At 65.3% G+C, this 23525-nt stretch carries 19 protein-coding genes; 11 read left to right on the top strand and 8 right to left on the bottom strand.

Translation table 11 applies throughout. The annotated features are described in order from the left end of the window. The first annotated feature begins 201 nt into the window (after positions 1–201). Complete coding sequence (locus tag U4960_RS10580) at positions 202–846, top strand: HAD family hydrolase (protein WP_324260602.1); 645 nt, start codon at positions 202–204, stop codon at positions 844–846. Here U4960_RS10580 and U4960_RS10575 read toward each other — a convergent pair. Continuing rightward, complete coding sequence (locus U4960_RS10575; protein ID WP_324260601.1) at positions 833–1894, bottom strand: glycosyltransferase family 2 protein; 1062 nt, start codon at positions 1892–1894, stop codon at positions 833–835. The genes U4960_RS10580 and U4960_RS10575 overlap by 14 nt on opposite strands. Beyond that, on the bottom strand, positions 1891–3099 hold the full coding sequence (locus U4960_RS10570) for a CDP-glycerol glycerophosphotransferase family protein (protein ID WP_324260600.1): 1209 nt from the start codon (positions 3097–3099) through the stop codon (positions 1891–1893). Before U4960_RS10570 ends, U4960_RS10575 begins: the two co-directional genes overlap by 4 nt. 139 nt (positions 3100–3238) lie before the next feature. On the opposite strand from U4960_RS10570, the gene U4960_RS10565 reads away from it, so the two are divergent. Together U4960_RS10565 and U4960_RS10560 are read left to right on the top strand one after the other, a co-directional pair. After that, on the top strand, positions 3239–4576 hold the full coding sequence (locus U4960_RS10565; RefSeq protein ID WP_324260599.1) for a lipopolysaccharide biosynthesis protein: 1338 nt from the start codon (positions 3239–3241) through the stop codon (positions 4574–4576). Then, the gene (locus U4960_RS10560; RefSeq protein ID WP_324260598.1) at positions 4573–5322 is read left to right on the top strand and encodes a nucleotidyltransferase family protein; all 750 of its coding nucleotides are present in this window, start codon (positions 4573–4575) and stop codon (positions 5320–5322) included. The genes U4960_RS10565 and U4960_RS10560 overlap by 4 nt, the downstream gene beginning before the upstream one ends. A 9-nt stretch (positions 5323–5331) precedes the next feature. Here U4960_RS10560 and U4960_RS10555 read toward each other — a convergent pair whose 3' ends face one another. After that, positions 5332–6228, bottom strand: a complete 897-nt coding sequence (locus U4960_RS10555; protein WP_324260597.1) for a haloalkane dehalogenase — start codon at positions 6226–6228, stop codon at positions 5332–5334. 61 nt (positions 6229–6289) lie between these two features. On the opposite strand from U4960_RS10555, the gene U4960_RS10550 reads away from it, so the two are divergent. Continuing rightward, positions 6290–6925, top strand: a complete 636-nt coding sequence (locus U4960_RS10550) for a class I SAM-dependent methyltransferase (RefSeq protein ID WP_324260596.1) — start codon at positions 6290–6292, stop codon at positions 6923–6925. A gap of 85 nt (positions 6926–7010) precedes the next feature. Here U4960_RS10550 and U4960_RS10545 read toward each other — a convergent pair whose 3' ends face one another. Continuing rightward, complete coding sequence (locus U4960_RS10545) at positions 7011–9815, bottom strand: Rne/Rng family ribonuclease (RefSeq protein WP_324260595.1); 2805 nt, start codon at positions 9813–9815, stop codon at positions 7011–7013. A 435-nt stretch (positions 9816–10250) separates the two neighbouring features. Between U4960_RS10545 and U4960_RS10540 the strand changes: the two genes are divergently transcribed. The 5 genes from U4960_RS10540 (at position 10251) to U4960_RS10520 (ending at position 17182) form a co-directional block, all read left to right on the top strand. Then, positions 10251–11120, top strand: a complete 870-nt coding sequence (locus tag U4960_RS10540) for an N-acetylmuramoyl-L-alanine amidase family protein (RefSeq protein WP_416379065.1) — start codon at positions 10251–10253, stop codon at positions 11118–11120. 111 nt (positions 11121–11231) lie between these two features. Continuing rightward, complete coding sequence (locus tag U4960_RS10535) at positions 11232–13745, top strand: penicillin-binding protein 1A (protein ID WP_324260593.1); 2514 nt, start codon at positions 11232–11234, stop codon at positions 13743–13745. Between the two features lie 85 nt (positions 13746–13830). Continuing rightward, positions 13831–14958 carry a peptide chain release factor 2 gene (gene prfB, locus U4960_RS10530; RefSeq protein WP_324260592.1) on the top strand — a complete coding sequence of 376 codons (1128 nt, stop codon included), beginning with the start codon at positions 13831–13833 and terminating at the stop codon, positions 14956–14958. 49 nt (positions 14959–15007) lie between these two features. Continuing rightward, complete coding sequence (locus U4960_RS10525) at positions 15008–15751, top strand: class I SAM-dependent methyltransferase (protein WP_324260591.1); 744 nt, start codon at positions 15008–15010, stop codon at positions 15749–15751. A 24-nt stretch (positions 15752–15775) separates the two neighbouring features. Beyond that, complete coding sequence (locus U4960_RS10520; protein WP_324260590.1) at positions 15776–17182, top strand: NAD(P)H-dependent flavin oxidoreductase; 1407 nt, start codon at positions 15776–15778, stop codon at positions 17180–17182. 3 nt (positions 17183–17185) lie between these two features. On the opposite strand, the gene U4960_RS10515 is transcribed toward U4960_RS10520, so the two are convergent. Beyond that, a complete protein-coding gene (locus U4960_RS10515) occupies positions 17186–18202 on the bottom strand; it encodes a 2-hydroxyacid dehydrogenase (RefSeq protein ID WP_324260589.1) in 1017 nt (338 codons plus the stop codon). Positions 18203–18304: 102 nt separating this feature from the next. Between U4960_RS10515 and U4960_RS10510 the strand changes: the two genes are divergently transcribed. Then, the gene (locus U4960_RS10510; protein ID WP_324260588.1) at positions 18305–18775 is read left to right on the top strand and encodes an SH3 domain-containing protein; all 471 of its coding nucleotides are present in this window, start codon (positions 18305–18307) and stop codon (positions 18773–18775) included. Here U4960_RS10510 and U4960_RS10505 read toward each other — a convergent pair. Together U4960_RS10505 and U4960_RS10500 are read right to left on the bottom strand one after the other, a co-directional pair. After that, complete coding sequence (locus U4960_RS10505; protein ID WP_324260587.1) at positions 18772–19617, bottom strand: DUF817 domain-containing protein; 846 nt, start codon at positions 19615–19617, stop codon at positions 18772–18774. The genes U4960_RS10510 and U4960_RS10505 overlap by 4 nt on opposite strands. 205 nt (positions 19618–19822) lie before the next feature. Further along, positions 19823–21007, bottom strand: coding sequence for a vWA domain-containing protein (locus tag U4960_RS10500; RefSeq protein WP_324260586.1), 1185 nt, complete (start codon positions 21005–21007; stop codon positions 19823–19825). Positions 21008–21134: 127 nt separating this feature from the next. Here U4960_RS10500 and U4960_RS10495 point away from each other — a divergent pair, with 127 nt between their 5' ends. Next, positions 21135–22541 carry a methyl-accepting chemotaxis protein gene (locus tag U4960_RS10495; protein ID WP_324260585.1) on the top strand — a complete coding sequence of 469 codons (1407 nt, stop codon included), beginning with the start codon at positions 21135–21137 and terminating at the stop codon, positions 22539–22541. Between the two features lie 12 nt (positions 22542–22553). Here the strand turns inward: U4960_RS10495 and U4960_RS10490 are convergent, their stop codons facing one another. Then, positions 22554–23408: an AAA family ATPase gene (locus U4960_RS10490; RefSeq protein ID WP_324260584.1), complete on the bottom strand. Its 855-nt coding sequence runs from the start codon at positions 23406–23408 to the stop codon at positions 22554–22556. Positions 23409–23525 lie beyond the last annotated feature (117 nt).

The raw sequence follows: 23525 nt of genomic DNA, 5'->3' as shown, positions 1-23525 counted from the left end.
CGGGCCTCTTTCCGTGCGCAATCTTCTTTCAAAAATGAACAGCATTCGACCAGCCGGATGCGCAGCCGACCAACGCCTTCACCAATCGACCAACGGCATTTTGGCTGGCCAGCGACTTTGTCCGGCACCGGCAATCGGCCACTGCTGGATGTGCACCGGGCCGGGTTTGCAAACCGCACGGCAGGCTGGCAGGGCCGAACTATGCAGTTCGCCATCTACGACCTTGACCGGACATTGACGCGCAAGCCCACCTTCACGCCGTTCCTGTGCTTTGCCGCGCGCCAGCTTGCGCCGTGGCGCCTTGCGCTGCTGCCGGTGTGGGTGGCAGCGATGGCAGCTTACCGCGCGGGCCTGTGCAATCGCACTCAGCTCAAGCGTTTCGGGATGGGGCTGATGATCGGCCCGGTCCCCGCCGGGCAACTGCTTGAGGTGGCGAACCGGTTTGCGAAGCGGCGGGCGGAACGCTCGGGCTTCAACGCACCGGTGCTCGCAATGCTGGAGCAGGATCGGGCAGCCGGACGGGCAGTGCTGATCGCGACCGCTGCCTTCGAGCTTTACGCCGTGGAGTTCGCCCGGCTCCTGAGGGTCGATACGGTGATCGGAACCCGGTGGGAAAGCGGGGCCATTCCCGGGGGCAATTGCTATGGCGCAGCCAAGCGGGACCGGGTTCTCGCCTGGTTCGCAGACCAGGGCATCGATCCCGCCACGGCCCGGTTTCGCTTCGTAAGTGACAGCTTCGCCGATGCGCCCCTGTTCGAACTGGCGGACGAGCCGGTGTTCGTAACCGCGTCGCGCAGTCAGGCCGCCCGCGCCGCGAAGCGCGGCTGGGCGGTCATGCAGCCATGACGCGGCCCTGGCGTTCGCTCAGCGCCAGCGCCTTGCGGAGCTGATGCCAGGCAATGAAGCGCCCACGGCCGAGATAGCGCCGGAGCAAGTCGCTGAAGGGGATCGGGGAAGTAGGCTCCATGATCTCGCGAAACTCCCGGATCAGGGCCATGGTATCGGCCACGCCCGTCCCTTGCGGACCAGCCCGTTCGATGCGCCTGGCAATCTTGGCAAATTCCATCGCAACGAAGTGGCTTGCAGCCAAGCGGGTGCGGGGGAAGGGTTCTTTTTCCCGATCCAGCGCTGCGGCAAAACCCGTCAGGGCGCGGGCGAGGTCGCGGTGCTTGTCGACGTTGAAGCGCCCCGGTGTCCGGGTGATGCCGGACAGGATGCTGTCGGCCCGGATGCGGTATTGCACCAGAGCGCGGCCTATATGGACATAGCTGCGCGCCTGCAGGCCGAGCCAGGGCGTGACGGCAGCGTCCTCGAACACCCGCCCTTCGGGAAAGCGCAGCCCTTGTGCCCAAAGGTCCCGCCGCGAAATCCTGATCCAGGCATACATCTTGCGCGAAGCGCAGATGCCGCCGGCGATCCGGTCGCGGTCTGTCAGCAACCGTCCATAAGGGCCGGAGAACGCGAGCTTGTGGATGCGGCGCTTGCGATAGTCACAGCCGATCAGGTCAGGCACATGGCGGCGCACCTCCCGGGAAACCGCGGCGATTGCGCCCGGTCGCAGCCAGTCATCGGAATCCAGAAACCACACATAATCGCCGTGCGATGCCTCCAGCAGCGAATTGCGCGCGGCTGAAAGGCCCCGGTTCGCCTCATGCCGGATCATGCGCACCTGCTGCGGGTATCGCGCGACGAATTGCTGCGCGATGGCCGCCGATCCGTCAGGCGAGCAATCGTCGCAGATGACGACCTCTACCCCCGGGTCAGCCTGGTCGAGGATCGATTGAAGGCATTCCTCGAGGTAGGCTTCGACCTGGTAGACCGGCACCAGCACACTGAGCCAGAAGCGGTGGCCGGCGGCGTGATCGGGTGCCGTGAAAGCGGGCGCTTGGGTCATCGGGAACTTTCGGTGTGGCGGGAATGCGCGAGGCGCGCGAGAACCCCGGCGGCGCGATCGACCGAGCGTTCGCGGGGGCGGTCATCGATGGTATAGGCGAACAGCCGGTCCTGCACCGGGCGGTATTCCTCGCCCACCCGTTGGTAATCCTCCAGCAGCGGCACCAGCTCGTCCACCGAAGTAACCACCGGCCCGTTTGCCCAGAACGCCCGGTTGGCCGCCTCGTGCGGATAATCGGCTGAGTGCGTGTCGATGAAGAACACCGGCCGCCGCCTGATCAGGAACTCGTAAACCTGACTAGACATGTCGCCGATATAGCCATCGGCAGACAGGGTATAGGTCATGTTGAACAGGTTCGGGCCGTCGATATCGATCAAAACGTTTGCCGCCGCCAGGGCCTCGGCCGGGATCTCGGGCCGCCGCCGCGCCGTGCGGTATTCCGGCGAGATATGCAGCGTCTTGCGGAACAGCATGACATGCGGGGCGAAGATCAGGTTGTATTGGTCGCTCGCCGCTGCGCGCCGCAACAGGTCGGGGCCATGGTCGTACCAGGATGACAGCCTGGGGTCGAAGTGCGGGTTATAGACGAAGGTCGGGCGATCGTTGGCAAAGAACCGTTGCCGCCGGTTGCGGTCAATCGCGTCAAACTTGGGATAGCCGATCAGATGGCACCGGTCAGCGGTGGCAATTCCGCGCGCGACCATTTCGTCGACCAGCTTCTGGCCGCTCAGCAGCATATGATCGAACTGTGCCAGTTCCGGGTGGTAGGCCACGTTGCGATCGCCCGAACCGTGCGGAACATAGACGAAGCGCGGGGCCGCTTCGCCAAGCGCAGCGCGCAGCCGGCGGCGCACGCGCAGGCAGGTCCGCTCAGTCGAGACCACCAGGTCGGCCGAAGCGAAGAAGCTCCGAGAGGCCCGCAGCCGGGCAAGCCGCCGAGCGGGCAGCACGGCATTGGGCAAGGCAAGCGCAGCGTCAAGCAGCGGAGGGAGCGACAGGTCATGCCAGGTGATCCGCGCCGCTGCCTCCGGCGAGACCAGGCGGCGCAGCTCCTCGGCAATCCGGGGCGTGCCATAGGCGGCAATGCACTCCACCCCGGATTCCTTCAGCGCGAGCGAAGCCATGATTCCGGCAATGTGGGCGGCCTGATGCGCGGCGTCGTGATTGAACAGGAAGACCGCGCGCGGCCGCATCGAAGGGGGCATTGGACATCAACCTGCGGGCGTTATGCAGAATGCCCGCGCGTCTAGATGGAAAATCCGCAACTTGGAAGCGGGCTTGCCCTTGGACCGGGCCGCAGACTGCTGGCTTGCGATGGTGACTGGATTGCGGCAAGGCCGCACCATGCCCGCAAGCGCAGAACACGACAGCCGTCTGGCCTTGCGGCGCATTCTCAGCAATTTCGGCTGGCTGCTTGGCGGCAAGGGCTTCGGCGCGGTCAGCAGCCTGATTTATCTCGCCATTCTCTCCCGCTCGCTCGGCGTAAAGGACTTCGGCCACTTCGCGCTGATTTTCGGGCTTTCACAAGCGTTTGTATCGCTGGCAGGGTTCCAGACCTGGCAGGCCATCGTCAAGTTCGGCATCCCGCACCTTGCCCGGGGCGACCGGGACGCCTTTTCGCGGCTCTCAGTCCTTGGCGGCGTGGTGGATGGCGTGGCTGCACTGTTCGGCTGCCTGGCGGTAACCACCATAATCCTGACGTTCGGAGAGGCTCTGGAGCTCAATCCGGCCTACGACGAGATGGCCCTCGCCTTCATCTGCGCCATGCTTCTGACCCGGGTCTCAGCGCCATATGGCATCATCCGCGCGCTCAACCGGTTCGAGCTGTCCGTCTGGGTGGGCGCCATTACCCCGGCCGGGCGATTGCTCGCGGCCATCGGTATCTGGCTGACCGGGCCGAGTGTCGGACGGTTCCTGCTGGCCTGGGCAATTGTCGAACTGATTACCGCCATTGCCATGTGGTTCACCGCCTGGCGGCTGGGCCCGGAATGGATGCGCCTGTCACGGGTGCGCGAATGGCGCACAGCGGTGGCGGAAAACGAAGGCATCCGCGGCTTCCTGTGGGTGACGTACTGGAACACCTCGCTTCAGGCAGTGGTCCAGCAGGGGCCGCTGCTGGCCGTCGGATACCTGTTCGGAACCAGCGCCGCCGGTATCTATCGCATCGCGGATCAGCTGGCGAAGGGGCTGGGCAAGTTCGCCCTGCTCATTTCCGACGCGGTCTATCCCGAGGTGAACCGCCAGCGCCACGCCCCCCGGGTGGAAGATTTCCGCACGGTCGTGCGCCGGGTCAACCTGGCGGTGATCCCGATGGCCGCGATGATAGCGGGTCTCTCGGTGGCGTTCGGGTCCGACCTGCTGATGCTGATATCCGGACCGGGGTTCGAGGCCGGCGGCCTGATCCTCGTCCCGCTGGTCATGGCTGCATCGCTCGAACTGGCGAGTGTAGCCTATGAGCCGGTGCTGCATTCCGTCAGCAAGGCGCATTACCTGCTGTGGACCCGGATTGCGGCGGTCGCGCTGCTGTTGACTGCTGTCTTCACCATCCCGGAAAACTCGCTGGGTGTGGGCTGGGTGGTGGCCTATGTGCAGGCGTTCGAATACCTGGTCCTGAGCCTTCTGGTGTGGCTGGCAATGCGCCGTCTGGGACGGGCCCGGAGTGACGGGAGCAGTGATCGATGAGCTTCTGCGCCCTGATTCTCGCGGGCACACGGCCGGGCGGCGATCCGCTGGCGCGTGAACTGGGGGTGGCGCACAAGGGCCTGATCATGGTCCATGGTGTGCCGCTGCTGGTCCGGGTGGCGCAGGGGTTGCGCGCAGCCGGTGCAGCGCAGGTGCTGGTCGCCTGCGATGAAGGGCCGGTGGCAGAGCTTGCGCGGGCGCACGGTTGCACGGTCAGCCTGGCAAACCGGTCAGGGCCCAGCGCCAGTGTTCGCGACGCTTTCGAGGCCTGCGGGGCGCCGCTGGTCGTCACCACGGTTGACCACGCCCTGCTGAAGCCGGAATGGGTTCGCCAGCTGGTCGACGAGACACCTGCCGATGCCGATGTGGCCCTGATGCTGGCGGAACGGGTGAAGGTCGAGGCCGCCCTGCCGGGAAGCAAGCGCACCTGGCTGCGCTTTGCCGACGGGCAATGGTCCGGTTGCAACCTGTTCTATCTCAACCGGGGCGGGGCCAGCAAGGCGATCGACATGTGGCAGGGCATCGAAGCCAACCGCAAGCGGCCATGGCGGATCGTGATCGGCCTGGGGTTCAGCACCTTGCTTGCCTACGGTCGGGGCCGCCTGAGCCTGGCCGAAGGGCTGGCCCGCCTCGGCAAGAGGATCGGCATCAGTGTCAGCCTCGTCGCCGCGGCTGACGGGCTGGCGGCGGTCGATGTCGACAAGGTCAGCGATCTGGAAGACGTGCGCAGACTGCTCGCGCCCTAAACCCCTGCCCTAAACTCCCGCCATGCCCGCCGTGTCGAGAATGGCGGCGACGAAACCTGCCGGATCGTCTTCCTGGATGAAGTGACCGCCCTTCAGCGTGCGGTGCAGGGGGTTGCCGCGCGCGCCGGGAACCCGGTCGAGAAACAGGGCATCCCCGCCGCGCGTGATCGGATCACCGTCGGAGAAGCAGCAGGTGAAGGGTTTGTCGAATTGCTCCAGCACCGCCCACGCCGCCTTCTGGTCGGGCACGGCTTCGTTCGGTCCGAGCGGCACGAGGCTGGGAAAGATCCGGGCGCCGGCCTTGCTCGCCCGGGTATCAAAGGGGGCGTCGTAGGCAGCGACGACCTCGGGGGGCAATGCGCTGGTCGTGGCCCGCTGGAGAATGCGGCCGACCGGGAAGACCGGGCTGTATTTCGAGAAACTGCGCCATGCGGAAAATGCGGGCGGGGCGTCCTGTCCCTCCGGCAGCCCCCCGTTGGACAGGACGACGGCTGAAAAACGGTTGGGCATGGCCGTGACGAGCCGCAAGCCCACCAGCGAACCCCAGTCCTGGCAGGCCAGCACGACCCGGTCCAGCGCCAGTGCTTCGAACCATTCGCGCATCCAGGCGACATGGCGCGCATAGGTATAGGCACTCTTGTCGGTCAGCTTGTCAGACTTGCCGAAGCCGATCAGGTCCGGAACCAGAACCCGGTATCCGGCACCCACCACCGGGCCGATCATCTTGCGGTAGAGGAAACTCCAGCTCGGCTCGCCATGGAGCATCAGGACCGGCGTGGCGTCGCGCGGACCCTCATCGACGTAATGCAGCCGCAAGCCCCCGGCGAGATCGTGATAATGCGGCGCGAACGGATAATCGGGAATGGCCGCGAAGCGGGCATCCGGTGTGCGATGAACCTTGGACATGGTCAGCCTCCCTCGTGCCCGCTAGCATGGCGTGGGAAACACGAAAGGGAAGGGTAAACCGATGGGGCTGGGCAATTGGTGGGACCGGCATGGCGTGCCGCGGGTGATCAAGCTTGCCTGCGGGGCACCTGCGATCATGAAGCTGCGCAGCCAGGTCATCCCGCTCGCCAGCGGTGACGTGTTCGAACTCGGCTGCGGCGGCGGGATCAACCAGCAGTTCTACAATGCCGGCGCCATCACCAGCTTCGCCGGGATCGACCCGGGCGGCAAGCTGCTCGAATACGCCCGGGCCGAAGCCGGCAAGAAGGGCTGGCGTGCCGATATCCGGGAGGGGATCGGCGAAGCCATTCCGTTTGCCGACAGCAGCTTCGACACGGTGGTGTGTACCTATACCCTGTGCTCGGTGCAGGATCAGGCGCAGGTCGTGCGCGAGATGCACCGGGTGCTTCGTCCAGGCGGCCGCCTGCTGTTCCTCGAGCATGGCCGGGCGCCCGATGCTGACGTCCTGCGCTGGCAGGAGCGGATCGAGCCCTGGTGGAAACCGGTGGCCGGCGGCTGCCACCTGACCCGTCCGATTACCGAAGCGGTGCGGGCAGGCGGGTTTGCGATTGAGCCGCTGGGCGCACGTTACCTGCCCAAGACGCCGCGCCCGGTCGGCTGGAACGAATGGGGCGTGGGGATCAGGCAGGGCGCCTAGTCCGCACCCCGCTGGGGCCTGAAACGAAGAAGGCCCCCGCCGGTGTGATCCGGCGGGGGCCTTTCTTTCCTGTCATGTGGTTGGGTCAGGCGCCGAAGGTGCGCTGCCACCAGCCACGGCGCGAGGTGCCGGACCCTTGCCCGGCAGCGCCTTCCGCAGCCGGAGCATCAGGTGCGCTGGCCTCGGCCGCCTCAGCCGCTGCCGGGGCTTCTGCCACCGGCTCTGCTGCGGCTTCAGCCACGGTGGCTTGCGCCTGTGCGGGCGCTTCGGCTGCTACCGGTTCAGCTTTCTTGCGACGGGTACGCTTGGGCTTGGCGTCCGCTTCCGGCACGGCAGGCGCTTCTGGCACAGCCGTCTCAGCCACGGCTTCCGCAGGCTCTGGCGCTGTTTCGGTCACGACCTCGGCCTTCTTGCGACGGGTGCGCTTTTTCGGCTGCGGGGCTTCCTCGGCGGCAACCTCTTCTGCCGCAACGTCAGCGGCCGGTTCGGTCGTTTCCGTTTCCGTTTCCGGCTCGGCGACTACCTTCCTGCTGCGCGAGCGGCGCTTGGGCTTGGCCGGTTCTTCGGCTTCCGCCTCTGCCGCAGGTGCAGCTTCCGGCGCCGGTTCTTCGGAAGACTCGCCGGTGTCGCTTTCGCCGGTTTCGTCGTCCGATGCACCGTTCTCATCCCGGTCACGGCCGCGGCGACCGCGACCGCCACGGCGGCGGCGCTTCTTGCGCGGACGGTCATCGTCCTCACCCTCGGCCCGCGGAGCCGCGTCTGCATCTTCGGCGGGTTCGCTGCCTTCGTCACGGTCGTCACGGTCGTCATCACCGTTCTCGTCCGAGTTGCCGTTCTCGCCCGAATCTTCGGCATCCCCGGGCTTGCGGCCCCGGCCACCCCGGCGGCGGCGACGCTTCTTGCGCGCGCGCTCTTCAGCGTCGCTTTCCTGGCGGTCGCCGCGGTCACGGTCGTCGCCGTTGTCTTCGGCTTCGTCGTCGAAGTCCTCCTCCGGCAGGTCTTCGTCGTCGTCCTCGATCACGATCGGTTCGAACTTGGGTGCCTGGGTCGGGCGCGGACCGGCGCTCGACACGTGCATCTTGGCCCCTTCCTGCTCGCCCTCCGGCACGATCTCGACCGACACGCCGTAGCGGTCCTCGATCTCGACCAGGTCACCGCGCTTGGCGTTGAGCAGGTAGATGGCAGCCTCGGTGCTGGCTGCGAGGCGGATGATCGAGCCCTTGCCGCGAGCGGCTTCGTCCTCGATCAGGCGCAGGGCAGACAGCGCCGCGCTGGAGGCGGTGCGGACCAGCCCGGTGCCGTCGCAATGCGGGCATTCGCGGGTGGTTGCCTCAAGCACGCCGGTGCGCAGCCGCTGGCGGCTCATCTCCATCAGGCCGAAGCCGGAAATCCGCCCGACCTGGATGCGCGCCCGGTCGTTCTTGAGCGCGTCCTTCATCGCCTTTTCGACTTTGCGGATATTCGACGAATATTCCATGTCGATGAAGTCGATCACCACCAGCCCGGCCATGTCGCGCAGGCGCAGCTGGCGGGCGATCTCGCGCGCCGCTTCGAGGTTGGTGTTGAGCGCCGTCGCCTCGATCCCGTGTTCCTTGGTCGAGCGACCGGAGTTGATGTCGATCGAGACCAGGGCCTCGGTCGGGTTGATCACGAGATAGCCGCCACTCTTGAGCTGCACCATCGGCTCGTACATTGCGCGCAGCTGGTCTTCCGCGCCATAGCGCTGGAACAGCGGAACGGGATCGGAATAGGCTTTGATCCGCCGCACATGGCTGGGCATGAGCAGCTTCATGAATTCGCGGGCCGAACGGAACCCGTCCTCACCCTCGACCACCACTTCCTCGATATCGCGGTTGTAGATGTCGCGGATTGCGCGCTTGATCAGGTCGCTGTCCGAATGGATCAGCGCCGGGGCGGAGGAAGCGAGGGTCTTTTCGCGGATCTCGTCCCACAGGCGGGCGAGATAATCGAAGTCACGCTTGATCTCGGTCTTGTTGCGCTGGAGCCCGGCGGTGCGGACAATCAGGCCCATCGAGCGCGGCAGCGAGAGATCGCCGACAATCGATTTCAGCCGCTTGCGATCGGCGGCGCTGGAAATCTTGCGGCTGATCCCGCCACCGTGGCTGCTGTTGGGCATGAGCACGGTGTAGCGGCCGGCCAGGCTGAGGTAGGAGGTGAGGGCAGCGCCCTTGTTGCCCCGTTCTTCCTTGACGACCTGGACGAGCAGGACCTGGCGGCGCTGGATGACGTCCTGGATCTTGTAGCGACGGCGCAAAGCCTGGCGGCGGGCGCGGACTTCGTCCACTTCCTTGGCGCGGCTGCCGCGGCCCTTGCCCTGGCGGCGACCACGGCCGCGACGGTTGCGATTATCGCCGCCTTCGCTGTCCTCGCTGTCGTCGTCATCATCGTCATCGTTGTCGTCGAGCTGGCCTTCCTCGATGGTCGAGACGTCGTCCTTTTCGGACGTGTCGATTTCCTCGACCCCGTCTTCGGCAAACTCTTCGACCAGCGATTCGCCGGTTTCATCGTCGGCGTCATATTCGTCGCCGGGCATGTCGCCGCTGTCTTCTTCTTCGGCGCGCAGGCGGGCCTCTTCTTCGGCCGCGTCAGCTTCCTCCGCGAGCAGGGCCTCGCGGTCCTCCTTGGGGATCTGGTAATAGTCAGGATGGATCTCGCTGAAGGCGAGGAACCCGTGGCGGTTGCCGCCGAAATCGACAAATGCCGCCTGCAGCGACGGTTCGACCCGGGTTACTTTTGCGAGATAGATATTGCCCTTGATCTGCTTGTGTTCAGCAGATTCGAAATCGAATTCCTCAATCCGGTTTCCCTTGAGCACCGCCACCCGTGTTTCTTCCGGGTGGCGCGCATCGATAAGCATGCGCGTGGACATCGTATAGTCTCCAGGCGCGACCGGGCGGGGCATTGCCCGCCGGGAATCTGCGCCAATTATGGTGGAAGCCGCCATGGGATAGGCCACCGGCGGCAAGTTCGAACCGGGCCGGTTGCTGAAGTGCAACGGCCCGGCGTGATGTGTCTGCGCGAACGAGAAAGCGCGCTGAGGGCGCACACCGGCCTGCGTGGGCCAACACGCGACTATCCGTCACGCTTGGCCGGGGCAGGGGGCAGATTCTCATTCGTGCATCAACCTGTTGTCATTTGCGCGGTTGATTGGCCGCGCGGTCTGCGGATTTCAGTCGGTTCCTGCATGAATGCCGGAATGCTCCATGACAAAGCAAGGAACCCGCTGTCACAGGGCTAGCACCGTGGGTTAAGCGCCGCAACTATATTGCATGGTGTAGCGACAAACCCCTAACACGTTCCTCCTATGCCGATGCGCGCCCAGTTATGGCTGATTTTTCTTGCTCCGGTGGTGGTGCTGGCCGGGCTGTTCGCGCTCGGGCTGACGATTCCCGTTCCGGTGCTGGGCCGCGATTACGTGGTGCGCATCCAGCTGCCGGAACCCGGTGCGCCGGTTGACCTGCCCACCATTTATGGCCCTGATGACCGGTCCCGCCCGCTGGTGGTGATCGACCCCGGGCACGGCGGCAAGGACCCGGGGGCGAGCGGGTTCGGCTTCAAGGAGAAGGACGTCGTCCTGGGTCTGGCGCTGGCCCTGCGTGACCGGCTGGTTGAACAGGGCGGAATCCGGGTTGCGCTGACGCGGGAGGACGACCGTTTTCTGGTGCTGGGCGAGCGGCCCGAAATCGCCCGCCGGATGGGGGCTGACCTGTTCATTTCCCTCCACGCCGATTCGGCCGGCGAAGTGGAGGGGGTGCGCGGGGCGAGCATCTACACCCTGTCAGACCAGGCCTCGAGCGAGGCCGCTGCGCGGTTTGCCGAGCGGGAAAATGCTGCCGACCGCGTCAATGGCGTGGTGATTGCCGACCAGTCCGATTCTGTCGGGACCATCCTGATCGAATTGGCCCAGCGCCGGGTGCAGGAAACCTCGTCCGAATTTTCCGGGCTGATCGTGCGTGAGGGGGCCGACAGCCTGAACTTCCATCCCCAGGCAAGGCGCTCGGCATCGCTGGCCGTGCTGCGCGCGCCGGACGTGCCGGCGGTGCTGTTCGAATCCGGTTTCATCACCAATCCCGACGAAGCGCGGCGGCTGACCTCGGAAGAGGGCAAGACTGCGTTCGCGGATTCCATGGCGCAGGCAATCCGGGTTTTCCTGGCGCGGCAATCGCGCCCCTGAGCAGCCGGGTGCGCAGGCAAGCGCGCAGGAGAGTGTGCTGGCGGGGCCGGGCGTTTTCGGGCAAATCCGGCTGGTGCGAGGCGCGGCGCTCATGCTAAAGCGCCCCCGACCATGGCCGAACAATTGACGATCGAACATATCCGCTATCGCATCCGCCGCGACGCGAGCGGTGCCATTTCCTGGTTCCGTACCAACTGGGAAGAGAAGCGCTGGTTTCGCTGGCTCTCTTCCGCGGCGGGTATCGGCCTGTTCCTGGCCATCATCCTGTGGACCGTGCTGGCCTGGGGCCTGCCCGATGCAGAAAAGCTGGCCGATTACGAAACCCCGCTGCCCACGGTTGTGCGCGGGATCGATGGCGAGATCGTCCACTCCTATGCGCGCGAACGGCGCGTGCAGCTGCAATATGCCGATTTCCCCCAGCCGCTGATCGAGGCGTTCCTGTCAGCCGAAGACAAGACCTTCTTCAGCCATGGCGGGGTCGATCTGACTGGCACGGCCAATGCCGTGTTCGATTATGCCAGCAAGCTCGGCTCGGGCGAGCGGGCGATTGGCGGCTCCACCATCACGCAGCAGGTGGCCAAGAACCTGCTGCTCGGTGATGAATACTCCGTCACCCGCAAGCTCAAGGAAATGATCCTTGCCCGCCGCATCGAAGGGGTCCTGAGCAAGGAGGAAATCCTCACGCTCTACCTCAACGAAATTCCGCTCGGCCGGCGCAGTTTCGGGGTCCAGGCGGCAGCACGCGCCTATTTCGACAAGGACGTGGGCGACCTGGCCCTGCACGAGGTGGCCTTCCTTTCGATCCTGCCCAAGGCACCTGAGACCTACGGCCGGGCCAAGAACGCTGAGCGCGCGATGGAGCGCCGCAACTTCGTGCTCGACCGGATGGTCGAAGACGGGTTCGTTTCCGCCGCAGAAGCGGCCGAGGCCAAGGCGCGCCCGCTCGGCCTTGTCACGCAGCGCAGCCAGCGTTCGGCCGATGCCGGCTATTTCCTCGAGGAAGTGCGCCGGCAGCTGATTGCCCGGTTTGGCGAAACCGCCGATGACGGCGAAACCAGCGTCTATGCTGGCGGGTTGTGGGTGCGGACCTCGCTCGACACGGACCTGCAGGATGCCGCCCGCAATGCGCTGCGCGATGGCATCATGCGTTACCACGGCAACCGGGGCTGGAGCGGGCCGATTGCCACGATCGATTTCGGTGACGGAGACTGGGCGACGCAGTTGCAGAGCTCCTACCTCGGCATCGGTTACAAGGACTGGCGGATCGGGGTGGTGACAGAGCGCGCCGGCGCCAGTGGCCAGGTCGGTTTCGCCGATGGCAGCACGGCGCCGCTGTCCGGCATGCCTGATGCATTGAAGGCAGGCGACGTGATCGCCGTTTCCCCGCAAGGCAATGGCTGGCGCGTCCGCACCGTGCCGGGCGTGTCCGGCGGCTTCGTGGCGCAAGACCCGCAGACCGGGCGCGTGTTTGCCATCCAGGGCGGCTTCGACGACCGGCTCGGTTCGTTCAATCGCGCCACCCAGGCGGAACGCCAGCCGGGTTCCACGATCAAGCCGTTTGTCTATGCTGCCGGCCTTGACCACGGCATGACCCCGGCCAGCGCCGTGCCTGACCAGCAATATTGCTTCTACCAGGGCGCCAAGTTGGGCGAGAAATGCTTCACCAACTTCGGCGGATCGCGCGGCGGCGGGGTTCATCCCATGCGCTACGGGCTGGAGCAGTCCAAGAACCTGATGACCGTTCACATCGCGATGGACGCCGGGATGCCCAACGTGATCAAGGCGTTCGAACGGGTCGGAATCGGCTCGTACGACCCCTATCCAGCCTTCGCGCTGGGTGCCGGAGACACCACCGTCCTCAAGATGGTCAATGCCTATAGCGCGCTTGCCAACCATGGCCGCCAGCATGAGCCGAGCCTGATCGACTATGTGCAGGACCGGCGCGGCAAGGTTATCTGGAAAGCGGACAAGCGCGAGTGCACGGGCTGCAACATGGCCGACTGGGACGGTCAGCCGATGCCGCGTATCAAGCCGGATGGAAAGCAGGTGATGGATGCGCGCACTGCCTTCCAGGTGCTGCACATGCTGACCGGCGTGGTGGAGCGCGGAACCGCGACCCGCCTGCGCGACCTCGATCTGCCGATGTTCGGCAAGACCGGCACCAGCAGCGGGCCGACCAATGCCTGGTTCGTGGGCGGGACGCCGGAATTCGTGGCCGGGCTCTATCTCGGCTTCGACCAGCCGAAGAACCTGGGCGGCTATGTCCAGGGCGGGAACACCGCCGTGCCGATATTCCGCCAGTTCGTGGTCGAAACCAAGGATCGCTGGCGCCCCGATCCGTTCGTTGCCCCGGCGGGTATCCGCATGGTGCGGATTGACCGCGCCAGCGGCAAGCGGGTGCTGGATGGCGGGGGCAGCAGCGATCCCAAGGCTGCGGTCATCTGGGAAGCTTTCAAGCCTGACACTGAGCCGCCGCGGATTACGCGGGCGGACGAGGTTGAAAAACGGCGTGCCGAGATCCTGGCACTGATCCGCCGCGGGCGCACCGCTGTCACCCAGTCCAGCCGCGAGAACGACGAAACCCCGCCTGAGGGCTTTGTCGAGGAGCAGGGCGGGCTCTACTGACTGCTCGCCGCGCCGCGGCTTTACAACCGGTTCGGGTCCGCTAAGCGGGCCACCCGACTGACCGGTAACCTGACGGAGACTGACCATGCGTGCCGAAGGGCAGGCCCACATCGCCCGGATCGAAGCCGCACTGGCACTGGTCCGCCAGTCGCTGGACTGGGAGCGCGCCTTGCGTCGGCTCGACGAGCTTGACGCCCGGGTTCAGGACCCGACGCTGTGGGATAATCCCAAGCAGGCACAGGTCATCACCCGTGAACAGAAGCAACTGAAGTCGGCGGTGGAAACGGTCCGCGCGATCGAGCAGGAAATGGCCGATGCGATCGAATTCGTCGAACTGGGCGAGATGGAAGGCGATCAGGCCGTGGTCAGCGACGGGCTCGCTTCGCTCGCAGCGTTGGCCGAGCGCGCCGATAACGACAAGGTTCAGGCCCTGCTGTCGGGCGAGGCGGACGGCAACGACACCTATCTCGAAATCCATGCCGGGGCAGGCGGCACCGAGAGCCAGGACTGGGCCGAGATGCTTCAGCGGATGTACACCCGCTGGGCGGAGCGGCGCGGGTTCAAGGTCGATCTGGTCGATTACCACGCGGGCGAACAGGCCGGCATCAAGTCGGCCACCCTGCTGATCAAGGGCGAAAACGCCTACGGCTATGCCAAGACCGAAAGCGGTGTCCACCGCCTGGTCCGCATCAGCCCCTACGACAGCTCGGCCCGCCGCCACACATCGTTCAGCTCGATCTGGGTCTACCCGGTGATCGATGACAACATCGACATCGACATCAACCCGGCCGATCTCAAGATCGATACCTACCGCGCCAGCGGCGCCGGCGGCCAGCACGTCAACACCACCGATTCCGCCGTCCGCATCACCCACGTGCCCAGTGGGGTGATTGTCGCCAGCCAGCAGGACCGCAGCCAGCACAAGAACCGCGAAATCGCGATGAACATGCTCAAAGCGCGGCTCTACGAAGCGGAGATCCGCAAGCGCGAGGAAGCGGCCAGTGCCGAACACGCCAGCAAGACCGACATCGGCTGGGGCCACCAGATCCGCTCCTACGTGCTCCAGCCGTACCAGCTGGTGAAAGACCTTCGAACCGGTGCCACCTCGACCGCCCCGGATGACGTGCTTGACGGCGCGATCGACATCTTCATTTCTGCCGCCCTGGCGCAGCGCGTAACCGGCGAGGCGGTGGCGGTGGAAGACGTCGAATAGGGCGACCGACCTTTTGCCAACGCCCATGCCGCCCGCTAAGGCGCGAACTATGTTGGTTCGTCCGCTCGCCCTTCTTTGCCTGGCCGCGTCGCTGGCGCTCGCCGGCTGCCAGCCGGGTGAGAGCGACCGGCCGGACAGTGCGCGCGATTTTCCCAAGGCTGACCGGCCCGTTTCCGACCTCGGTTCCAACCAGTTCTCGACCGAGACCGCGCGGGACAACCGGGGCGAGGCTGAAACCGTGATGGACCTGGCCGGGATCGAACCGGGCATGACGGTGGCCGACATCGGGGCAGGCGAAGGCTATTACACCGTGCGGCTGGCCGAGCGGGTCGGGGCCGGGGGCCGCGTGCTGGCGCAGGACATCGATCGCGAGGTGCTCGACCGGCTCGGCAACCGGGTCGAGCGCGAGCGGCTCGACAATGTCTCGATCAAGCTGGGCGAGGGGGATGATCCGAAGCTGCCTGCGGACAGCTTTGACCGGATATTCCTGGTCCATATGTACCACGAGGTGCGCGAACCCTACGCCTTCCTCTGGCGCCTCTGGCCAGCGCTGCGTGAGGGCGGGCAGGTGAGCGTGGTCGATGTTGACCGGCCGACCGACCAGCACGGCATTGCGCCCCTCCTGCTCGCCTGCGAATTCAAGGCGGCGGGGTTCCGCCTGGTCGCTTTCCGTGACGCGCCGGAGCTGGCAGGTTACTATGCACAGTTCGAAGCAGCCGCTAACAGGCCCGAGCCGGGCGCGATCAAGCCCTGCCGCGGGATCGCCAGTAGCGCCAGCAACGGGCGCAAGTGAATTTAGAGTGAGATCGGAAATATAATGAATTTCAAGGGTTTGCAGCCGATTGTCTATGGTGGCCGGGAAGTGTGGCCGCTGGTCGAAGGCGGTAAGGGCGTATCGGCGACCAACCACATGAGCTCGGGCGCCTGGGCCGCCGCTGGCGGCATCGGCACGGTCAGCGCGGTCAACGCTGACAGTTACGACGAGGACGGCGTCCCGATCCCGCAGGTCTATCCCCAGGCCACCCGCAAGGAACGGTTCGAGCAGCTGGTCCGCTACGGCATCGACGGAGCGACCGAGCAAGTGCGGCGCGCGCATGAAATCTCCGGCGGCAAGGGCGCGATCAACATCAACGTCCTGTGGGAAATGGGCGGGGCGCAGCAGGTCCTTGAAGGGGTGCTGGAGAACTGCCCCGGCCTGGTAACGGGCGTTACCTGCGGTGCAGGGATGCCCTACAAGCTGGCCGAGATCGCCGCCCGCCACAACGTCCACTACCTGCCGATCGTCAGCTCCGCCCGCGCGTTCCGCGCGCTGTGGAAGCGCAGCTATTCCAAGGTTCCTGAACTGATGGCGGCGGTGGTCTATGAAGACCCGTGGCTGGCCGGCGGGCACAATGGCCTGTCCAACGCCGAGGATCCGCTGGTGCCGGAAGACCCGTACCCCCGGGTCAAGGCGCTGCGCGATACCATGCGGGCAGAGGGCGTGAGCGAAGATACCGGGATCGTCATGGCCGGCGGCGTCTGGTTCCTGCGCGAATGGGAAAACTGGATCGACAATCCGGAACTGGGCAAGATCCTGTTCCAGTTCGGCACCCGGCCCCTGCTGACGCAGGAGAGCCCGATCCCCCAGGTGTGGAAGGACATGCTCCGCACGGTCGAACCGGGCGACGTGCTGCTGCACAAGTTCTCACCCACGGGGTTCTATTCCAGCGCGGTGAAGACGCCCTTCCTCTATGATCTGATGCACCGCAGCGAACGGCAGATCCCGATCTTCAAGCGCGACGAGGAAGAGGGCACCGTGCCCCTTTCCGATCACGGCAAGGCCAAGTATTTCTGGGTCCATCCGGGTGACCAGCGCAAGGCACTGGCGTGGATCGCGGAAGGCTTCACCGAAGCCCTGAAGACGCCGGACAACACCGTGGTGTTCGTCACGCCCGAAAGCGCCGAGCAGATCCGCGCCGACCAGCAGGGCTGCATGGGCTGCCTCAGCCATTGCGGTTTTTCCAGCTGGAAGGACCATGACGATCACACCACCGGCCGCCTTGCCGATCCGCGCAGCTTCTGCATCCAGAAGACCCTGCAGGACATCGCCCACGGCGGAGATCCGGACAACAACCTGGCCTTCGCCGGCCACGCGGCCTACCGCTTCAAGCAGGACCCGTTCTATTCCAACAACTACACGCCGACAGTGAAGGAACTGGTGGACCGCATCCTGACAGGGGATTGAGGCTCAGACGAGCCCTTCCAGCACCTGGTCGGGCGGGCGGTGGCCGTCAGCCCAGAACCGGATGTTGGCAATCACCTTCTCGCCCGATGCTTCGCGTCCTTCGCGGGTGGCGCTGCCGATGTGGGGCAGGGTCATGACGTTGGGCAGATCGAGCAGGCGCGGATCAACGTTGGGTTCGTCGGGATAGACGTCCAGCCCGGCGCCGGAGAGCTGGCCCGAGGCGAGGGCTGCGATCATCGCCTGCTGGTCCACCAGGTCTCCGCGCGCGGTGTTGATCAGGCAGGCGCCGGGCTTCATCAGGCCGAACCGCCGGGCATCCATCAGGTGCTGCGTGCCCGGCGTGGCGGGGCAGTGCAGCGAGAGAATATCCGCCTCAGCCACCAGCAGATCGAGCGATTCCACATAGCGTGCGCCCAGCATCCGCTCCAGCGCCTCGGGCAGCCGCTTGCGGTTGTGGTAGGCGATCTCCAGCCCGAAGGCGCGGGCGCGGTGGGCCACGGCCTGCCCGATCCGGCCCATCCCGACAATGCCGAGCACCTTGCCGGCCAGCTTGCGGCCGAGCAGGGCGGTGGGGGTCCAGCCGGTCCATTCGCCCCGGCGCACCATCGCCACGCCTTCGCGCACGCGGCGAGGGATGCCGATGATCATTTCCATCGCGATGTCCGCGGTATCGTCAGTAAACACGCCCGGAGTGTTGGTCACGATGATCTTGCGGGCATGGGCTGCGGCCAGATCGATGTGATCGGTGCCTGCCCCGAAGCTGGCGATCAGCCCGAGCTGCGGCCCGGCGCCCTGGATCAGCGCGGCATCGATCCGGTCGGTCACGGTCGGCACCAGCACGTGGGCGCTTTGCATGGCATCGGCCAGCTGCTCGCGCGAGAACGGCACGTCATCGGTGTTGAGTGAGGTATCGAACAGCTCGGCCAGGCGGGCCTCGACCGAAGGCATCAGGTGACGGGTCACGACCACGCGGGGCTTGCCTTCGAGTCGCCGGGTCGGGGGGAAAGAGTGGTCGGTCATGCCCGTTCGCTAGGCGGTCCGGGGCGGACTGGTCAAGCAAGGCTGGCTTGGGGATGCCGAATCGCTTGTTACGGCCCTGCGCCGGGCGCTAGTGTTTCATGTATGGCCCCACGCATTCTTTCGCTGTTCGCCCTTCTTGCCCTGATCATGGGGGCGCCGCTGGCGGCGCAGCAGCGCGAGGTGCCCTATTGGGCCACCATCCGCGCGCCCGAGCTTTACATGCGCGTCGGGCCGAGCCCGGACTACAAGATCGCTTGGGTCTACAAGCGGCCGGGTTTGCCGCTCAAGGTGGTGCGGGTGTCGCAGGGTTGGCGCCTGGTGGTCGATCCGGAAGGGGAGCAGGGGTGGGTTTCGGCCAGCCTGCTCAGCCCTGATCGCGGTGCCGTGGTGATCGGGGAAGGGCTGGCCGCCCTGCGGGCCGGGCCGGATGATAGCGCCAAGCTGCGCTGGAATGCCGAACCCGGCGTGATCGGCAAGCTCGGCAAATGCGAATATGGCTGGTGTAAGTTCGATGTCGGCGGCCGGGTGGGCTGGGTCCGCGCGGAGCGGCTGTGGGGGTCGAGCGACCTTTAACGGTCCGGTTGCCGCACCGGCTGCACCAGCGCCACCAGTACGAAGCTGATCAGCATCAGCAGGTACCAGCTGCCCAGTTTGGTAATCGAGACCGGCTCCCACCCGTCCTCCTGCCCGGGATAGTGCCAGGCGTTGGCGAAGGTGGCGATGTTCTCGGCAAACCAGATGAACAGGGCGACCAGTCCGAAGCCGAGCAGCAGCGGCATCCAGCGGTGCGCGCGCCAGTTGCGGAAATGGACGCGGGTGTTCCAGAACAGCAGCGCCGTGGCCGCGAACAGGCCGAGGCGGATATCGACCGTCCAGTGATGGGCGAAGAAGTTGACGTAGATCGCGGCTGCCAGCAGCCAGGTCGCCCACGCGGGCGGATAGTGGCTGAAGCGGAAATCGAAAATCCGCCATACCCGCGCGATATAGCTGCCCACCGCGGCATACATGAAGCCGGAAAACAGCGGCACCGCGCCGATGTGGAGCCCGCTCGCCTCAGGATAGGTCCATGATCCGGCGGCGGTCTTGAACAGCTCCATCACGGTGCCGACGACGTGGAAGATCAGGATCACCCGCGCCTCGCGCCAGGTTTCCAGACGGAAGGCGAGCATGGCGGCCTGAATGGCGATGGCGGCGAGGGTGAGGAAATCGTAGCGGTGGAGCGGGGTGTCATCCGGGTAGAACAGGTGCGTCCCCAGCAGCAGCGCCAGCAGCAAGGCGCCGAACAGGCAGGCCCAGGCCTGCTTGAACCCGAACAGCAGGAATTCATACAGCCACAGCCGCCAGCCGGTGCCGGGATCGAAGGCTTCGAGCCGGAGGCGGACGGCCTCGAAGCGGGTGTGGACGGCACGGGTCATCGCCGGGGGACCGTAATCACTTTCCTACTCGGGCAAAACATGATCTGGACATCGCGTTGGGTATGGGCCGGATATGCGCCCGGCCCCGGGGGCGGGTGGTGGCAAGGGGCTAGACGGGGTTCCGAAAAAAGGTTATAAAACAGAATAATAGAACAATTGTACTTGCTTGACGGGGTGTCAAGTTCGTCAAGCAGGTGTCAAGCGTTCAGGCCCCGTGCTTCCGGCTCAGTTCCCGCATTGCATCGTCCAGTCCGTCCAGCGTCAGCGGATACATCCGGTCACCCACCAGCTGCTTGATCAGCTTGGTGCTTTGCGAATAGCTCCACTGCTTTTCCGGCACGGGATTGAGCCACACGGTCGCGGGGTAGGTATCAGTCACGCGCTTGAGCCAGATCGCGCCGGCTTCCTCGTTCATATGCTCGACGCTGCCGCCCGGATGGGTGATCTCGTAGGGGCTCATCGCCGCATCGCCGACGAACACGATCTTGTAGTCGTGCCCGAACTTGTGGAGCACGTCCCAGGTCTTGGTCCGTTCCTGCCAGCGGCGCTTGTTGTCCTTCCACACGCCTTCATACAGGCAGTTGTGGAAGTAGAAGAATTCGAGGTTCTTGAACTCCGCCGTGGCGGCGCTGAACAGCTCCTCCACCAGCTTGATGAACGGGTCCATCGACCCGCCGACATCGAGGAACAGCAGCAGTTTCACCGCATTGCGCCGCTCGGGCCGCATCTTGATGTCGAGCCAGCCCTGCCGTGCGGTGCCGTCAATCGTGCCGGGAATATCGAGCTCGTCCGCCGCGCCTTCGCGGGCGAACTTGCGCAGCCGGCGCAGCGCCATCTTGATGTTGCGGGTGCCCAGTTCCTTGGTGTTGTCGAGGTTCTGGAACTCGCGCTTTTCCCACACCTTGATCGCGCGCTTGTGCTTGCTTTCGCCGCCGATCCGCACGCCTTCCGGGTTGTAGCCGGAATTGCCGAACGGGCTGGTGCCGCCGGTGCCGATCCACTTGTTGCCGCCCTGGTGGCGATTCTGCTGTTCCTCGAGCCGCTTCTTGAGCGTCTCCATGATCTCGTCCCAGTCACCCAGGGCCTTGATCTTTTCCATCTCTTCCGGGGTGAGGAACTTCTCCGCCACCGCTTTCAGCCAGTCCTCCGGGATATCGACCGGGTTCTGGCCGTAATCGGTGAGCAGGCCTTTGAAGACCTTGTTGAACACCTGATCGAACCGGTCGAGCAGGCCCTCATCCTTCACGAAGGTCGCGCGGCTGAGGTAGTAGAACGCCTCCGGCGTCTGCTCGATCACGTCCTTGTCGAGCGCCTCAAGCAGGGTGAGGTGCTCCTTGAAACTGGCCCCGATGCCGGCAGCCCTGAGCTCGTCGATGAAGTTGAAGAACATGGCCCACCTTTGCCGCACCGGCGGCCCCGCGCCAAGTGCGTAATTTGGGCAGGCCAGCCAGCCGCTTTAAGTGCTTGCTAACCATGCCCGGTTAGACCCTCCCGCATCACCCGAGGGGCACACGCGCATGAAGCATCTGGTAATCGACACCGAAGGCAGCGAAGCGATCGGCCGCATCTCCGAAAAATGCGGCGAGGTCACCGTTGGCTGCACTGACGTTGCCGGGATTGTGCAGGCGGTGATCAACTCCTCCGAACGGTTGCGGGCCGAGCACAACGCCCTGCGCGGCACGGTTGAGGCGCTGGAAATGGATCAGCGCAAGGTCTCCGACGCCAGCGACGAGGCACGGCAATTGTCGGAGCGCGCGATTGACCGGCTGTCACAGGGAACGGACCTCATTCATTCCTCGCTCGGCCAGATTACCGGCCTGCTGGAGCTGGTCGAGACGCTGACCCAGCACGTGACCGGTTTTGCTGCCGCCATGGAGCAGGTCCGCACCTGCTCGCAGGACATCGAACAGATCGCCGAGACAACCAACATCCTCGCCCTCAACGCCACCATCGAGGCGATGCGTGCAGGCGAGGCGGGCCGGACGTTCGCCGTGGTCGCCAACGAGGTGAAGGGCCTTGCGGCCGACACCCGCAAGGCAACCATCGAGATCACCCGCACTATCGACGCCCTGGGTCTGGAAGCCCAGCAGGTGATCGAGCGGATCGAAAGCGGCGCGCGCGCCAGCGGTGAGGCCAAGAGCTCGGTCGCACGGATCGAGGAAACCATTACCGGAGTGGCCCAACTGGTGGAGGAAGTCGACCGCCAGAACGACCAGATCGCCCGCGCCACCGGCACCATCAGCGGCCATGTTCACGCTGTGCAGGACGTGCTGCACAGCTTCGATGCCGCCGCGCTGGAGAATGAGGGCAAGCTTCAGGTCGCCAACCGCCGGATGGAGGCGCTTGAACTGACCGCCAGCGAAATGTTCGACGGCATCGTCAAGGCTGGCCTCTCGCCCGAGGATAGCCTGGTGGTGGAGCGCGCGCTCCAGCACGCCCGCAACCTTGCCGATGTGGCGGAGCGGGCGATTGCAGCGGGAACGCTGACGATGGAGGCCCTGTTCGACCAGGATTACCGCCCGGTTCCCGGCAGCAATCCGCCGCGCTATCGCACCCGCCTGTCAGACTGGGCAGACGCCCACTGGCGCCCGGTCATCGACGCGGTGGTGGCCGAGGGCGGGGCAGTCAGGATGTGCTCGCCGGCCGACATGAAAGGCTTCCTGCCGACCCACGTCACTGACCGCTCCCGCGCGCCGACCGGGGATATCGCCCACGACACTAAGTATTGCCGCAACGGCCGCATCCTGCTCGACCCGATTGACCGGAAGGCCAAGCAGAGCACCGCGCCCTACATGATGGCGGTGTACCGGCAGGAAGGCGACGGCCAGTCGTACGAGATCGTCCGCAACGTCTATGTGCCGCTGGTGATTAACGGCCGCCGCTGGGGCGATTCGGAACTGGCCTACAGCTTCGACGGAAGCTGAGCCCGTAAGTGGTCAGGGATTGCGCCGCGCCATGAAAGCGAGGCGTTCGAACAGCATCACGTCCTGTTCGTTCTTGAGCAGCGCGCCATGCAGTGGCGGGATTGCCTTGGTCGGATCCTGGTTCTGCAGGACATCCAGAGGCATGTCTTCATTCAGCAGCAGCTTGAGCCAGTCCAGCAATTCGCTGGTGGAGGGCTTTTTCTTCAGGCCAGGCACGTCACGCAGGTCGTAGAAGACATCCATGGCCTTGCTCACCAGCGTCTTCTGGATGCCGGGGAAGTGGACCTCGATGATCTCGCGCATCGTCTCCCGGTCAGGGAACTTGATGTAGTGGAAGAAACAGCGGCGCAGGAATGCGTCGGGCAGCTCTTTCTCGTTGTTCGAAGTGATGACGACGATCGGACGTTCTTTCGCCTCGATCCGCTCGTGCGTTTCGTAAACGTCGAAGCTCATCCGGTCGAGTTCCTGGAGCAGGTCGTTCGGGAACTCGATGTCGGCCTTGTCGATCTCGTCGATCAGCAGCACGGGCAGTTCGGGGGCGGTGAAGGCCTCCCACAGCTTGCCTTTGCGGATGTAGTTGCTGATGTCATGGACGCGCTCGTCGCCCAGCTGGCCATCACGCAGGCGGGCCACCGCGTCATATTCATACAGGCCCTGCTGGGCCTTGGTGGTCGACTTGACGTTCCATTCGATGATCGGCGCGCCGATCGCCTTGGCGATTTCGTGGGCCAGCACTGTCTTGCCGGTGCCGGGCTCACCCTTGACCAGCAGCGGACGGCGCAGAGTTACGGCTGCGTTGACCGCGACCTTCAGGTCCTCGGTGGCGATGTACGAGCTGGTGCCCTCGAAACGTGTCTTGTCGGTCATCCGGTGGTCCCTTGCAACTTTACGTGCGCGTTAAGGGGAGCCGGCGCGCGGCGCAAGGGGGCAGAGCCCACAGCTATCGAATTGGGGGAGCGTCCGGGGCCGGGCGTCCTCCGGCCA

Source organism: Altererythrobacter sp. H2 (assembly GCF_035319885.1).
GTDB lineage: Bacteria > Pseudomonadota > Alphaproteobacteria > Sphingomonadales > Sphingomonadaceae > 34-65-8.
Note: the sequence above shows the minus strand (reverse complement) of the source record. Positions and strands in the feature narration are given on the sequence as shown.

Coding starts and splice junctions, on each gene's coding strand:
- U4960_RS10580 (WP_324260602.1), top strand. CDS start 202: ATGCAGTTCGCCATCTACGACCTTGACCGGACATTGACGCGCAAGCCC.
- U4960_RS10575 (WP_324260601.1), bottom strand. CDS start 1,894: ATGACCCAAGCGCCCGCTTTCACGGCACCCGATCACGCCGCCGGCCAC.
- U4960_RS10570 (WP_324260600.1), bottom strand. CDS start 3,099: ATGCCCCCTTCGATGCGGCCGCGCGCGGTCTTCCTGTTCAATCACGAC.
- U4960_RS10565 (WP_324260599.1), top strand. CDS start 3,239: ATGCCCGCAAGCGCAGAACACGACAGCCGTCTGGCCTTGCGGCGCATT.
- U4960_RS10560 (WP_324260598.1), top strand. CDS start 4,573: ATGAGCTTCTGCGCCCTGATTCTCGCGGGCACACGGCCGGGCGGCGAT.
- U4960_RS10555 (WP_324260597.1), bottom strand. CDS start 6,228: ATGTCCAAGGTTCATCGCACACCGGATGCCCGCTTCGCGGCCATTCCC.
- U4960_RS10550 (WP_324260596.1), top strand. CDS start 6,290: ATGGGGCTGGGCAATTGGTGGGACCGGCATGGCGTGCCGCGGGTGATC.
- U4960_RS10545 (WP_324260595.1), bottom strand. CDS start 9,815: ATGTCCACGCGCATGCTTATCGATGCGCGCCACCCGGAAGAAACACGG.
- U4960_RS10540 (WP_416379065.1), top strand. CDS start 10,251: ATGCCGATGCGCGCCCAGTTATGGCTGATTTTTCTTGCTCCGGTGGTG.
- U4960_RS10535 (WP_324260593.1), top strand. CDS start 11,232: ATGGCCGAACAATTGACGATCGAACATATCCGCTATCGCATCCGCCGC.
- prfB (WP_324260592.1), top strand. CDS start 13,831: ATGCGTGCCGAAGGGCAGGCCCACATCGCCCGGATCGAAGCCGCACTG.
- U4960_RS10525 (WP_324260591.1), top strand. CDS start 15,008: ATGTTGGTTCGTCCGCTCGCCCTTCTTTGCCTGGCCGCGTCGCTGGCG.
- U4960_RS10520 (WP_324260590.1), top strand. CDS start 15,776: ATGAATTTCAAGGGTTTGCAGCCGATTGTCTATGGTGGCCGGGAAGTG.
- U4960_RS10515 (WP_324260589.1), bottom strand. CDS start 18,202: ATGACCGACCACTCTTTCCCCCCGACCCGGCGACTCGAAGGCAAGCCC.
- U4960_RS10510 (WP_324260588.1), top strand. CDS start 18,305: ATGGCCCCACGCATTCTTTCGCTGTTCGCCCTTCTTGCCCTGATCATG.
- U4960_RS10505 (WP_324260587.1), bottom strand. CDS start 19,617: ATGACCCGTGCCGTCCACACCCGCTTCGAGGCCGTCCGCCTCCGGCTC.
- U4960_RS10500 (WP_324260586.1), bottom strand. CDS start 21,007: ATGTTCTTCAACTTCATCGACGAGCTCAGGGCTGCCGGCATCGGGGCC.
- U4960_RS10495 (WP_324260585.1), top strand. CDS start 21,135: ATGAAGCATCTGGTAATCGACACCGAAGGCAGCGAAGCGATCGGCCGC.
- U4960_RS10490 (WP_324260584.1), bottom strand. CDS start 23,408: ATGACCGACAAGACACGTTTCGAGGGCACCAGCTCGTACATCGCCACC.